General features: G+C 68.9%; 8 protein-coding genes. 5 read left to right on the plus strand and 3 right to left on the minus strand.

The features are described from left to right. Positions 1 to 33: 33 nt before the first annotated feature. From HRU76_03610 to HRU76_03620, 3 genes are all read right to left on the minus strand, one after another. Positions 34 to 762 carry an N-acetylmuramoyl-L-alanine amidase gene (locus HRU76_03610; GenBank protein QOJ16728.1) on the minus strand — a complete coding sequence of 243 codons (729 nt, stop codon included), beginning with the start codon at positions 760 to 762 and terminating at the stop codon, positions 34 to 36. Then, positions 759 to 2,777, minus strand: coding sequence for a glycoside hydrolase family 15 protein (locus HRU76_03615; protein QOJ16729.1), 2,019 nt, complete (start codon positions 2,775 to 2,777; stop codon positions 759 to 761). The genes HRU76_03610 and HRU76_03615 overlap by 4 nt, the downstream gene beginning before the upstream one ends. An 89-nt stretch (positions 2,778 to 2,866) precedes the next feature. Then, positions 2,867 to 3,274, minus strand: a complete 408-nt coding sequence (locus HRU76_03620; protein ID QOJ16730.1) for a FliM/FliN family flagellar motor switch protein — start codon at positions 3,272 to 3,274, stop codon at positions 2,867 to 2,869. 158 nt (positions 3,275 to 3,432) lie between these two features. Here HRU76_03620 and HRU76_03625 point away from each other — a divergent pair, with 158 nt between their 5' ends. The 5 genes from HRU76_03625 (at position 3,433) to HRU76_03645 (ending at position 13,669) form a co-directional block, all read left to right on the plus strand. Then, positions 3,433 to 8,412, plus strand: a complete 4,980-nt coding sequence (locus tag HRU76_03625; protein ID QOJ16731.1) for a DUF3320 domain-containing protein — start codon at positions 3,433 to 3,435, stop codon at positions 8,410 to 8,412. 13 nt (positions 8,413 to 8,425) lie between these two features. Then, positions 8,426 to 9,862: a serine/threonine-protein phosphatase gene (locus HRU76_03630; protein ID QOJ16732.1), complete on the plus strand. Its 1,437-nt coding sequence runs from the start codon at positions 8,426 to 8,428 to the stop codon at positions 9,860 to 9,862. A 213-nt stretch (positions 9,863 to 10,075) separates the two neighbouring features. Continuing rightward, positions 10,076 to 10,765, plus strand: a complete 690-nt coding sequence (locus HRU76_03635; GenBank protein QOJ19081.1) for an ABC transporter ATP-binding protein — start codon at positions 10,076 to 10,078, stop codon at positions 10,763 to 10,765. A gap of 62 nt (positions 10,766 to 10,827) precedes the next feature. After that, positions 10,828 to 12,102, plus strand: a complete 1,275-nt coding sequence (locus tag HRU76_03640; protein ID QOJ16733.1) for a tryptophan synthase subunit beta — start codon at positions 10,828 to 10,830, stop codon at positions 12,100 to 12,102. Positions 12,103 to 12,178: 76 nt separating this feature from the next. Beyond that, positions 12,179 to 13,669 carry a sodium:solute symporter family protein gene (locus HRU76_03645; protein QOJ16734.1) on the plus strand — a complete coding sequence of 497 codons (1,491 nt, stop codon included), beginning with the start codon at positions 12,179 to 12,181 and terminating at the stop codon, positions 13,667 to 13,669. Positions 13,670 to 13,725: the final 56 nt, after the last annotated feature.

The raw sequence follows: 13,725 nt of genomic DNA on the forward strand, positions 1-13,725 counted from the left end.
CTGAGAAGCCGCGCGAAACGGGAGGCCCCGGTCTCACTCCGCCAACTGGCCCGCGGCGGCGTCGATCCGCCGCCTCACCCGCGACAGGAACGCCTCCCAGGGAAAGTGCGGCCCCGGGTCGGTTCGGTTCCACGGCTGGATCTGCCCGTGAGACACGATGCCGCGACCGTTGAACCGCTTGCCCTCGGGCGTGTCGAGCGAGTACGGCCCGTGGTTGGCGTCGCCTTCAGGCCGCTCCACGGGCACCCGCCACTTGACGGCGAGGTAGGCGACCAGTTCCACCAGCGAATCGAGCAGTTCCGGCGTCCAGGTGTCCTCGCTGTCGGCCCAGCCGGCACATTCGATGCCGATGGAGCGGGCGTTGTAGTAGGTCTGCGCGTGGCAGATGTCCTCCTCCGCCACCATCTGCGTGATGCCGCCATCCGGTCCGACGACGAAGTGCGCGCTGACCTCGCGGTCGTTCTTCTGAAAGTAGCGGATGACGTTGCGGTAGTTGTTGGCCTGGTTCTCGGCGAACGTCAGCGTCCGGTCAAAACGTCCTTCAGTGGTGTGGATGACGATGGCGTCCACGTCGCCCACGCGCCGCGGACCGGGGCGGAAGTGGGATGACGCGACCCACGCCGCAACGGGCCTGGACAGCGGCAGCGCGGTGCGTTGCGGCGCCGGCTCCATGCGACCGGATGCGGCGCAGCCCGTCAGCAGCAACGCCGCGCCAGCGCCGGCCAGCCGCAGCCCGATGCCGGCGCTGCGAGCCGCCGTCATCGGGCGCTGGTCCTGGGCTTGAGCGGCTCCGAAAGTCCCCCGACGCGCTTGCCCGTCAGGGCGGCATGCTTGTGCAGGTACTTCATCACCACGGTGAGCACCGTGGCGTGCGACCACGTGAGCGGGCTGACCGACACGGCCTCGCCGGTGTAGGGGTGGAACTGTTCCGCCAGCACGCCGGAGGAGACGGCGCGCTCGCGCGCCCACTCGAGGTACTCGACCGCTTCCTCCAGTTCGACCAGGTTGGCCGCCGACTCGATGCGGTGCAGCGCCAGCCAGAGGGTGCAGATGGCCCAGGGGTTGCCGGCGACGCGGTCGATGTCGTTGCGCTCCACCTGGTGGTAGTAGTCGCGCTCGTACCGGGCCATGCCGCCGATCGTGGTGCGGACCCACAGCCGGTCCTTCAGCGCCTTCATCTCCGCGACCACGGCGGGGTGGTCGGCGGGAAGCGCGTCGAAGGCGAACAGGGCGAAGTTGGCCGAATCGTGCGTCATGTCCAGCCGGTAGGTGCCGTCCTCGAGCGGGGTGGCCATGCGGGCGAACCGTTGCCGCTCCTCCACCCAGAGATACCGGAGCATGGCGCCGCGCATGCGCTTGGCGGCTTCCCCGAACTCCTCGGCCTGATCGAAGGCGCCCAGGTCGTGGGCGAAGTCCGCCGCCGCCTGCAGCGCGCCGATGGTGGCCGCCACGGTGAAGGTGTGGACCCCCCGGCGCTCCTCCCACAGATCCCACGACGGCTTGGGCAGCCCGTGGTGGTCGCGGTGGGCCAGCATCCACTGCGCGGGACGGATGATCAACGGATGGTAGAGCGGCTTGATGAACTCCACGTCGCGGAAGACCTCGAAGTGCTTCCGCAAGGCCCACACAACCAGGGCCGTCTCATCCTGCTGAATCGGCAGCACCTTCCTGCTGTCGAGCATCCACGGGTGCCACGACGAGGCCAGCGTGCCCGAGGGGTTGTACTTGTGCAGGAAGTACCCTTCCTCGGTGATGACCTTGGCGCAGAAGCGGAAGAAGGCGCGAGAGAGCTCTCCATGTCCCGCCAGCACCAGCGCCTGAGCGACCAGGGCGCCATCGCGCGGCCACATGTAGGCGTAGTGGTCGCCCGCGTAGTGGGCGATATCCGAATCGGTGGCGGCGACAATCGCTCCGCCGTTGTCGATCTGCGTGCGCAGAATGAGCTGCGAGCGCACGAACAGGTCGCGGATGGGCTCGGGCAGCGGGGAGAAGTCGATCGGCTCCTTGCAGGCCCACAGGCGCCAGTAGGCCTCGGTGCGGTCCATCATGCGCCCGGGGGTGCGCTCCAGGATCTTCTGATTGAGCTGCTTCACCGAGCGGTAGTCTCGCCCCGCCGCCATCCAGTAATGGACGTAGGACGCCCCGTGCGGCGTGAGCTGAAGCGAGAAGCCCACCGTGGAGTCCACTGACCCCTGCGCGATGGCGTTGCGCGACAGCTGGCCGTCCTCGGCGTCGCGCCAGGTTCCCTCCGCCGTGCCGATGCGCTTGGCGCCGGTGGCCCAGTGGTCGATGCCGCACTTGCGCTCGTCGCAGGCGTTGATGAGGAAGTAGATGTCGTCCTTGTAGTGGACCAGCCCGGCGGTGGCGGGATCGTAGTTGACGGTGTCGCCCACCGGCGTGCCGTTGATGGAGAGGTCGTGATGGAAGAACAGCCGAACCTCGCGCGAGCGGCCCAGCAGGTCGATGATGCGGATGCGGCGGAAGAACACCGGGGCGGAGTAATCCACCGCGTCGTGGCAGATGAGCTCGACGCCCAGCCGCTCGTGGCGCAGCCGCACCTCGGTGATCATGGTGTCGGGCTTGTATCGCAGGTCGCGCGACCAGCCGGCGTCCTCGATCCAGGCGAACTGGCCGTCGGCCCACACGCCGAACCGCTGCACGTGCCCGCCGGTGTGGTTGGGCATGCCCACGCGCGGGTAGTGGATATCGCGGACGCGGTAGAGGTCGTCAAACGTGATCAGCAGTTCGCCATTGCCGACGGGAATGTTGCGGGCCATGCGGGTCTCGAAGGGGTCTCATCCTGAAGCCCCGCCCCGAGGGCGGGATTGTAGTGAGCCGCCGCGGATCGGCCGAACGGCCCGTCACGTCACGCCGCCGCTCCGTGCGCTGCTGCTCCCGCGGCCGGGTGCGGCAGCGGGGCCGGCGTGGCGCCCTCTGCACCGGGGGCGGCGACCCCCTGCCCGGCCCCTTCCCCGCCACCTGACACGGTTCCCCCGGCCCCACTCGCTCGACCCCCCAGGGCGTCCACCCGCTGCTGCTGCGTCCCCAGCCGCGTCACCTTCAGCCCGAAGTTCTCGCCCACCTTCACCGCCACCCCGCGGCCGATCACCTTGTTGTTGACCAGCAGGTCGAGATCCTCCTCGACCGACTTGTTCATCTCGATGATCGAGCCGGGAACGAGGTTGAGGACATCCGACAACCCCATCGACCGTTCCGCGATGCGAACGATGACCGGCACCTCAAGGCGCAGAATGGCGTTCAGCTTGGATGACATGCCCACTGGTTATCGGCATGGCCAGGGGGGGAGGTTGAGGGGCGGGCGGCGCCGGTGTCGCAGGCACCCCGCCCGTGACCCTCGGCTCCCGTCGCCCCGGACGGCCCAGCCGCCGACCTTTGCTTGGGTGCCCCGCCCCGGTCCGGTACACTCCGGTCATGGAACCCGCTTCGGAGTCGGCCCGAGCCCGGCAAGCCGCCGACATCCTGCATGCCCGCCTCGAGGCGGCCCGGCGCGAGCTGCTGGATCTCACGGCCCGCAATCGGCTGCTCAACACGCCCCGGCGCGTCGCCCGGACCACGCGGCTGGACATCGTGGACGAACGCAGCGAGGACATCTTCCGCCTCCTGGTCAACGAGAGCCGGGCCATGTCCTTCGAGCCGCGCCCGGCGGATGACGAACGCGGCGCGGCCCCTGATGCATCGGCCATGCCGAGAACGCGATCGGCGCCCACGCCGTCACCTTCTGCCGGCGCCGTCACGGACGAATCGAGCCCCTGGCGAACGATGGGCGACCTGGCGGGCGACGACGTGGGCGACCTGGTCGAGACGCCTGAGGGTGTGCTGGAGCAACCCGCCTCCCACGGGGGCGCCCCCCCGCCCGGCGACCCCCTGCCCCATCACGTGGATGCGTTCCTTCAGACCACGCTCACGTCCGAGAAACTCCAGACGCGGCTGCTGCGCATCGCCACCGAGGCCCGCATCTTTCAGGAGGAACAGGGCGTCAACACGCTCTACCTGGCGCTGGGGTTCCTTCGCTGGTACGAGAACGACGCGTCGAATGAGCCGCGCGATGCGCCGCTGCTGCTGGTGCCGGTGGAGCTCTCCCGCCGCAGCGCTGGCTCGCGTTTTCAGATCCGGTGGTCAGGTGACGACCCGGCCACGAACCTGTCGTTGCAGGTGAAGCTCAGGGAGTTCGGCCTCTCGCTGCCGAACGTGCCGGAGATCGACGACCTCTCGCCGGCGGCGTACTTCGATGCGGTGCGAATGGCGATCCGAAGTCAGAAACGCTGGGAGGTGCTGGAAAACGACGCCGTCCTGTGGTTCTTCTCCTTCTCCAAGCTGCTCATGTACCGCGACCTCGATCCGAAGTCGTGGCCCGGGGAGCGCAAACTGGAGCAGCGCCCATTGGTGCGTTCGCTGCTGGTGGAGGGATTCCGTCACGAACCGCCGGTGGTGCCGGAGGGCGAACGCATCGATCGGATGGTTCCCGCGCTGGACACGATTCACGTGCTCGATGCCGACAGTTCACAGGCGGAAGTGGTGGAGGAAGTCAAGCGGGGCCGCAACCTGGTGGTGCAGGGACCGCCTGGCACGGGCAAGAGCCAGACGATCGGCAACATCATCGCCGCCGCGGTGCACGCGGGGAAGCGCGTGCTCTTCGTCGCCGAGAAGATGGCCGCGCTGGAGGTGGTCAAGCGGCGGCTGGAGCACATCGGCCTGGGCGACCTGTGCCTGGAACTGCACAGCAACAAGGCCCGCAAGCGCGATGTGCTGGAGCAGTTGGCGCGGGCCATGGACCTGGCCCGTCCCGTGCTGGCGGGCGTGGAGGAGAACGCCCGCGAACTGGAGCGGACCCGGCGCACGCTCGATGAGCACGCCGACGCCATGCACACGCCTGATACGCCGTCGATGCTCACGCCCTTCCGCGCCGTGGGCGAACTGGTGCGTCTGCGCGCGGAGGGTTTGCCGCCCCCGGATTTCCAACTGCCCGATGCCGCAACGTGGTCGCCAGTGGATCGGGACGAGCGAACACGCCACGTCGCCGACCTGGCTGAGCATGTGCGCGCGATGACCTCGGCAAGCAGCGGCACAGGCGTCACGCCCGTGGCCCTCGATTCCAGCGGCACGGGCGTCTCGCCCGTGGCCACGCATTCCTGGCGGGGCGTCTGTCTCGACGTTTCATTGCCGGATGATCGCCGTCGTCTTGTGCCCGAAATCGAATCCGCCCGCCGCGCCGTCGATCAGGCGGCGGCCGAGGCGGGCGTGCTCGCCGGGTTGCTGCGCGTGACAATCGGCGGCACGCCGGGGGATCACCATCAATTGGCCGCGCTCGCCCGTCGGGTGGTCGCCGCACCGCGGGAGATGGACGCGGAAGCCCTCACCGATCCGGTGTGGGAGAACCAACGGGCGGCGATCACCGACCTGGTGAAGCAGGGCTTCGTGCTGACGGACGCCCGTACCCGGCTGAGCGGCGTGGCGGCGGAGGTGGCGTGGGACGCCGACCTGTCCGAAGCCCGACGCAACTTCGCCGCCACGGGCCGGTCGCTGTTCCGTTTTCTCTCGCCGCGCTACCGCCGCGCAGTCGGGGCGTTGCGCGGCGTGCTGGCCGGACCCATGCCTGGTGGGTTCGACGCGCGGCTGGCACTGTTCGATGCGCTGATCGCCGCCCGCAAGGCGAGACAACACATCGCGGCGAGCGCGGACCTCGGTGCCCGCGCCTTCGGCGCACAGTGGCGCAGCGAGCAGTCGGACTGGTCCCTGCTTGCGTCGATCGAGCGTTGGGACGCCGAGTGCCTGGCCGACAAGACCATCCCGCGCACGTTCCGTCATCTGCCGCGCCGTGTGAAGGACCGACGCGCCGTCAGTGACGCCGCCGACCGCGTATCGCAGGCGACGGGGGAGGCCACGGAACGACTGGGTGCGGTGTTCGAGGCCGTCAAGCTCGACCTGGGCGCCGCCTTCGGGGAGGGGCTCGCCTCCGTCACCGACCTTCCTCTCTCCGAGGCGTCGTCCCGGCTGGCGCAGTGGCTCACCGACCCGGACGGCATCACACGCTGGATCGGCTGGCGGCTGCGATCCTGGCGATCGGATGAACTGGGGGTGGCAGCCGTGCGTGATCGACTGGCCGACGGGCGGCTGGCGCCGGATCACGCCGTGGACATGCTTCAGGCGTGCTGCTGCGAAGCCGCGCTTCGTCGGATGCTCCGCGCCCGTCCGGCGCTGGCGTCGTTCGACGGTCTCTCGCACGAGCGCGTGCTGGCGCGGTTCAGGCAACTGGACCTGGAGCGGCTGCACCTGGCACGGCGTCAGGTGGCGATGGAGCACTACCGCCAGATCCCGCGCGGCGAGGGCGATATTGGCGAACTGGGCGTCATCAAGCGCGAACTCAACAAACGGCGCCGCCACCTGCCGGTGCGGCAACTCCTCAAGCAGGCGGGCAACGCAGCGTCGCGGCTCAAGCCGGTGTTCATGATGAGCCCCATGTCGATCGCCCAGTACCTTGAACCGGGGTCGATTTTCTTCGACGTGCTGGTGATTGACGAGGCATCGCAGGTCCGCCCGGTCGAGGCCCTGGGCGCCGCGGCCCGCGCCGAGCAGATGGTGGTCGTGGGCGACGATCGCCAGTTGCCGCCCACCTCATTCTTCAGCCGGACGCTGGACGACGTGGAGACGGATGACGATGCGCCGGTCGCCGGGGATCTGGAGAGCGTGCTGGGGTTGTGCAAGTCGTGCAACATGTCGGAACGGATGCTCCGGTGGCACTATCGCAGCCGCCATCATTCGCTGATCGCGGTTTCCAACCGCGAGTTCTACGAAAACCGGCTCTACGTGGTGCCCAGCCCCTCCGACGCGGGGCCGGCGACGGGCGTGCGACTTCACCACGTCGCCGACGGCGTGTACGAGCGAGCGGGCAGTCGGACCAACCCTGTCGAGGCCCGCCGCGTGGCGGAGCACGTGATTCGTCACGCCGAAACCGCCCCGCACCTGACGCTGGGCGTGGGTGCGTTCTCCGTGCAGCAGCGCGACGCGATCCTGGATGAACTGGAGCGCCTGCGCCGCGCCCGGCCCGATCTGGAGCCCTTCTTCGCCACCGGGTCAGCCGAGCCGTTCTTCGTGAAGAACCTGGAGAACATTCAGGGCGATGAGCGCGACGTGATTCTCATCTCGGTCGGGTATGGGCGCGACGCCTCCGGGTACATGGCCATGAGTTTCGGACCGTTATCGAACGAGGGGGGCGAGCGACGACTCAACGTGCTCATCACCCGCGCCCGCACGCGCTGCGAAGTGTTCTCCTCGATCACAGACGATGACATCGACCTGAACCGGGCCACCGGGGCCGGGCCGCGCGCGTTCAAGGCGTTCCTGCGATACGCGCGCACGGGGGTGCTGGGCGTCGAGACCGTCGGTGGGCAGGGGCATCACTCGCCCTTCGAGGAATCCGTCGCGCGGGCGATCGCATCGCAGGGATACCAGGTCGAGCCGCAGGTGGGCGTGGCCGGGTTCTTCATCGACCTGGCGGTCCGCGACCCGGACCAGCCGGGGCGGTTCCTGCTGGGCATCGAGTGCGACGGGGCGGCGTACCACAGTGCACGGTCCACGCGCGACCGCGACCGGCTTCGTCAACAGGTCCTGGAAGATCGCGGCTGGCGCATCCACCGCATCTGGTCCACCGACTGGTTCAATCGGCCGCAGGAGGAACTTCGTCGCGTCGTCGCCGCCATCGAACAGGCCCGTGTCGAGCGAGGGCGATCGGTCGAGCCGACCAGCGGCTCGACCGACGCCGTCGAGATCGAGCGTGAGGAGTCGCCGGATGCCGAGGCGGACGCGGACGACGCCGAGGGTACGCCCGCCGCCATCGCGGCGCCGTACGAGGAGGCGGCGTTCACCGTCGGCACTCGCATGGCGATCCACGAGATGTCGCCCGCCGCGCTGTCGAAGCTGGTGGAGCGGGTGGTGCAGATCGAGTCGCCGGTGCATCCGGATATCGTCGCCCAGCGTCTTGCCCAGCTCTGGGGGATGCAGCGTACCGGGTCGCGCATCCAGCGCGCGGTGGAGACGGCGATCATCGTGGCCCTGGGGCGCGGAGCAATCGCCCAGGACGGGGGTTTTCTGTTCAGGGCCTCGAGCGGGCCGGTGGCGCCGCGCACGCGGGCGAACGTATCCCTGGCGTCGCTGCGCAAGCCGGAGATGCTGCCCCCGGCGGAGATTCGCGCCTGCCTGCTGGCGTTGATCGAACACCACGTGGGCGCATCGCACGACGAGGCGATCCGCGCCGCCGCGCGTGAACTGGGCTTCCGATCCACGTCCGAAGGGCTGCGTCTGACGATCGAGCGTGAAATCGCGCAGCTGGTGAGCGCCGGACGGTTGCGCGAGGCGCAGGGGCGTCTGTATGCTCCGCCCGAGCAGGATGTATGATCTTCCCACGCCCATGAGCCGCACCGTCACCATGGACTTCCGGGAGGAGTACGAGGCCGAGCGCACCCGCTGGCTGCGCAAGCGCTTCCTGTGGTACTGCGCGGTGCTGGGCTCGCTGCAGGCGCTGGGGCTGACGATCGCCACCTTCGCCACGGTGCTGTCCGAGAGTCAGTCGGCGGATTCCGGACGCAACCTGGCGCTGAACGCCGCCAACGGCGTGCCTCAGGTCATCCTGCTCGCCGGGGCGTACTTCTTCGTGCTCCGCCGGCCCATGCGGCGCGAGACGCTGCTGCGCCTGGTGTTCTGGCTCACGGTGATCATCGGGTCGATCGGCGTGCTGACCACGCCGTTCCAATCCGTCACCGTGACCGATGTGCCATCGCAGCGCGTGGAGGAGTGGCTCCACTGGGTGCGCCGTTTTCAGGCGCTGGGGAGCGTGTTCTTCACCCACTTCGTGGCCTCGCTCTTCATCCCCTGGACATGGCGCGAGGCCATCCGTCCGCTGATCCCGCTGCTGCTGGTCTGCGCCGTCACCGCGCTGGCCATTCAGGGCGGGGGATGGGCCGGCCGCATTCTCTTCATCCTGCTCTCGCCCCTGGTCGGCGTGCCAGGCGCGCTGGTGAGCTGGTGGCGGCACAGCCGCTTCCGCGACCGCTTCCATCTGCGCATGCTGCGGGCGCGGCACGGTGAAATGCAGCGAGAGATGGTCGACGCCCGTCGGATGCACGAGGCCCTGTTTCCCCAGCCGCTGCGCGAGGGTCCGATCCGCTTCCATTACTGCTACCAGCCGATGCGCGCCATCGGGGGCGACTATCTCTACGCCGCCGCCTCGCCGGGCGAGAACGGGCGGCCCGGGGCGCTCAGCGTGGTGGTGCTGGACGTCACCGGGCACGGGGTGGCCGCCGCCCTCACCGTCAACCGGCTGTACGGCGAGCTCGAGCGTCTCTTCGCCGAGCGCCCGGACATTTCACCCGGCGAGGTGCTGGCCGCGCTCAACCGCTATGTCCATCTCACGCTCTCCAAGCACTCGGTCTACGCCACCGCGCTGGTGATGCGGTTCGACGCCGCCCGCGACCTGGTGGAGTGGGCCAACGCCGGGCATCCACCGGCCTTCCGGCGCGACGCTGGTGGACGCATCGAGCGGCTGGAGTCCACCTCGCCCCTGCTGGGCGTGGTGGGCGACGACGTGTTCGACCCCGGTGAGCAACACCTGCGCCTGGGGCCGGGCGACACCGTCATCGCCTACACCGACGGCGCCATGGACGCCGCTGCGCAGGACGGTTCGCGTCTGCGCATCGACGGGCTGCAGCGCATCATCGCCACCGCCTCGCCGGACGCCGACGACCGAGGCCGCTGGGCGTCGGCGATCCTGCGGGCCATCGACCACCACCGCTTCGGCGCAGCGACGGATGACACGCTCATCGTCGAGGTGTACCGGCCGATTTCGTGAGAGGATCAGAGGGTCCGGACCGGTTCCTGGTTCTCGGTGAATCGGGTTATGGCGACGGTCGAATCCGCACCCGTACGCCTGGCCCACGCCATCGGGAACCGCCCTTCTCTCCGCGGGTACAATCGACCGTCCATGACCACGCTCGCCCCCGCCCCCGGATCCGGCCCCACGGCGCACGCCGCCCACACGACGCCTCCGCGCGCCGAGGCCCCCGTGGCGCAACTGGTCGGCGTCAAGAAGATCTACTACAAGCCCGACGGATCGGTGCTGGTGGAGGCCCTGCGAGGCATCGACCTGAGCATCCCCAAGGGGCAGTACGTGGCCATCATGGGGGCCTCCGGCTCGGGCAAGTCCACCATGATGAACGTGCTGGGCTGCCTCGACCGCCCCACCGAAGGCCAGTTTCTGCTGGACGGCAAGGACGTGGCCCGCATGGACGACACCGAACTCTCGCGCGTGCGCGGACGCAAGATCGGCTTCATCTTTCAGGCGTTCAACCTGATCAGTGAACTGACCACCGTGGGCAACGTGGAGGTGCCGCTGTTCTACCAGGGCGTCTCGCCCCGCGAGCGGCATCGGCGGGCGGTGGCCAAACTGGGCGAAGTCGGCTTGGGCGACCGGCTCGATCACCGGCCCCGCGAACTTTCTGGCGGTCAGCAGCAGCGTGTGGCGGTGGCCCGCGCACTCGTCACCGACCCGCTGATCCTGATGGCGGATGAGCCCACGGGCAACCTCGACTCCTCCACCGGAAACCAGATTCTCGATCTGATCGATGACCTGCACCGGCGCGGACTGACGATCATCATGGTCACGCACGACCCCAAGGTGGCCGAACGCTGCGAGCGCATCGTGCGGCTGAAGGATGGTTTGATCGAATCCGATGACTCCGTGCGGCGGCGGTGAGCCGCGCGACGCGGCGCATCGCGCCACCCATGCGCGCCGGACCGGCGACCTACACTCCGGGGATGGCCTCCGCTGCTTCATTGTCGATCGTTCCCGACGCCGCCGGTCGCTTCGGCCCGTATGGCGGCCGGTACGTGCCCGAGACGCTCGTCGCCGCGCTGGATGAACTGGCGAGCGAGTACGAACGGGCGAAGAACGATCCCGCATTCGCGCGCGAACTGGATGACCTGCTCACGCGTTTCGTGGGTCGCCCCACGCCCCTCACGTTCGCCTCCCGGCTGACCGAGCACTGCGGCGGGGCTCGAATCTACCTGAAGCGCGAGGATCTGGCCCACACCGGGGCGCACAAGATCAACAACACCATGGGTCAGGCCCTGCTGACGCGGCGCATGGGCAAGCGGCGCGTCATCGCCGAGACCGGCGCGGGTCAGCACGGCGTGGCCACCGCCACCGCCTGCGCCCACTTCGGGCTGTCGTGCGAAGTCTACATGGGCGCGGAGGACGTGCGAAGACAATCGCTCAACGTCTTCCGCATGAAACTGCTGGGTGCGAAGGTGAACGTGGTGGAAAGCGGTTCACGCACGCTCAAGGACGCCACCAACGAGGCCATGCGCGACTGGATGGGCAGCGTTCAGAGCACGCACTACATCCTCGGTTCAGTGGTCGGACCGCACCCGTTTCCCATGATCGTGCGCGACTTCCAGAGCGTGATCGGGCGCGAGGCGCGGGAGCAGTGGAGGGCCCTGCCCCCTTCTCCCCTTGGGAGAGAGGGAGCAAGGCACCCTCACCCCGGCCCTCTTCCAGAGGGAGAGGGAGGAAGCCGCCCCCTCACCATCATCGCCTGCGTGGGCGGCGGCTCCAACGCGGCGGGCATCTTCTTCCCGTTCGTCGACAACGCCCGCGTGCGGCTGATCGGCGTCGAGGCGGGCGGACGATCCGCCAGGCCCGGCGATCACGCCGCGCCGCTCTCCTTCGGCTCGCCCGGCGTGCTGCACGGCTCGCTCAGTTACGTGCTGCAGGACGAGTTCGGGCAGACGGCGGACGTTCACTCCTGCTCGGCGGGACTGGATTACCCCGGCGTCGGCCCCGAGCATTCGTGGTGGAAGGACACCGGCCGCGTCGAGTACACCAGCGTGACCGACGGCGAGGCGCTGCAGGCGTTTCAACTGCTGGCGCGGCTGGAGGGCATCATCCCCGCGCTGGAGACGGCGCACGCGGTCGCGGAGGCGATTCGCCGCGCGCCTCGCATGGGGCGCGACGAATCAATCATCATCAACCTCTCCGGGCGAGGCGACAAGGACGTGCAGGAGGCGATGCGCCTGCTCGAGTCGCACTGAGGAGCAGACGCCCCGATCGCGCGGGCTGATTCCGGCAGACCTTTCTCGCCGCGCCTGACGCGCGGAACCCCCGTTCATGGCCCTTCCGGGTATCCTCTCCGCCGTGAACGCCAACCTGCACGGCATCGACTGGGGCATCATCGTCGGCTACGTGCTGGCCATGATGGGATTAGGCGCGTACCTCTCCACGCGCATCAGGGGGTTCAAGGACTACTTTCTCGCCGGGGGCATGCTCACCACGCCCATCCTCATCTGCACGCTCGTCAGCACCTACTACGAGCTGGATGTGACCTTCGGCACCAGCGAGTCGGCGTACTACTACGGCGTGGTGGCGTGGACGTGGCTCAACCGCCCGTACTACATCGCCATCATCCTGGCGGCCATCCTGCTGGCGGGGCGGCTCAAGAAGATGGGCGGGCTGATGACCCTGCCCGACCTGCTGGAGAAGCACTACGGCCTGCCCACCCGCATCGTCGGGGCGGCGGCGTGCTTCATCTATTCGCTGCCCATCACCGCGCTGGCGGGCATGACCGTCATGTTCACCCTGCTGGGGTGGGATCCGGTGGTGGCGCTGGCCCTCTCGGTCGGCGTGTGCGTGGTCTACACCGTCATGGGCGGGTTGTGGGCCGATGCCATCTCCGACACCGTGCAGTTCGTGCTCATGTGCGTGTCGATGGCGGTGGCGATCCCTGTCGCTCTCAACTGGGTCGGCGGATGGGAGTTCACTCAGCACCTGCCCGTGGATGACGTCACCGGCGTGCGGCAGCACCTGACGGCGACCGGCGGGCTGCGCCCGGGCATCATCATCGCGTGGACCATCGGCGCGCTCACGGTGTTCGTGGAGCCGGCGTTCTACCAGCGCATCTTCGCGGCCAGGGACCACCGCTCGATCATCCGCGCCCTGCTGGTGGGCATCGTGCTGTGGGCCTCGTACGACTGGGGTGTCACGATGATCGGCCTGATCGCCCGCTCCGCCGCGGAGCAGGGGCTGCTCGACGGCGACCTGGAAGGTAAGCACGCCCTGGTGGCTGTGTGCCTGCAGACGCTGCCGCTGGGATTGAAAGGCCTGTTCATCGGCGGGGTGCTGGCGGCGGCGATGTCGAGCGTGGATTCCTACTCCCTGCTGGCCAGCGGCAACGTGGTCTACGACATCGCCCGCCCGCTGTGGCCGCGACCGCTGTCGGACCGCGCGCTGGTCATCGCCACCCGCATCGGCATCTTCGGCGTGATGCTGGTGGCGGTGGCGGCGTCGCTGGCCTTCGACCGAATCACCGATGCGTGGGTGTTCATGTCCGGCGCGCTGGCGTCGGTGGTGTTCGTCCCGGTGATGGGGGCGATCTGGCTGAAGCCCCGCCGCGCCGCGGGGCTGCTCAGTTCATCGCTGGGGCTGCTGACGTTCATCGTCTTCCACGTGCTGGTTCGCTTCAACGGCTCGTACGATGATGAGTACGAGTCGTGGTCGTGGACGGTGGGCGGCGTGCAGCTGTGGCGGGAGTACGCCGCCATCGCCGCCTTGCCGATGTCGTGCCTCGGTTTCGCGCTGGGCCAGATGGTCGGGAGGAAGTGACATGGAACTCGGCACGTGGATTGCGGTGATCGTGCTCGGCCCCGGCGCGCTGGCGG

This window comes from Phycisphaeraceae bacterium (assembly GCA_015709595.1).
Taxonomy (GTDB): Bacteria; Planctomycetota; Phycisphaerae; order Phycisphaerales; family SM1A02; genus CAADGA01.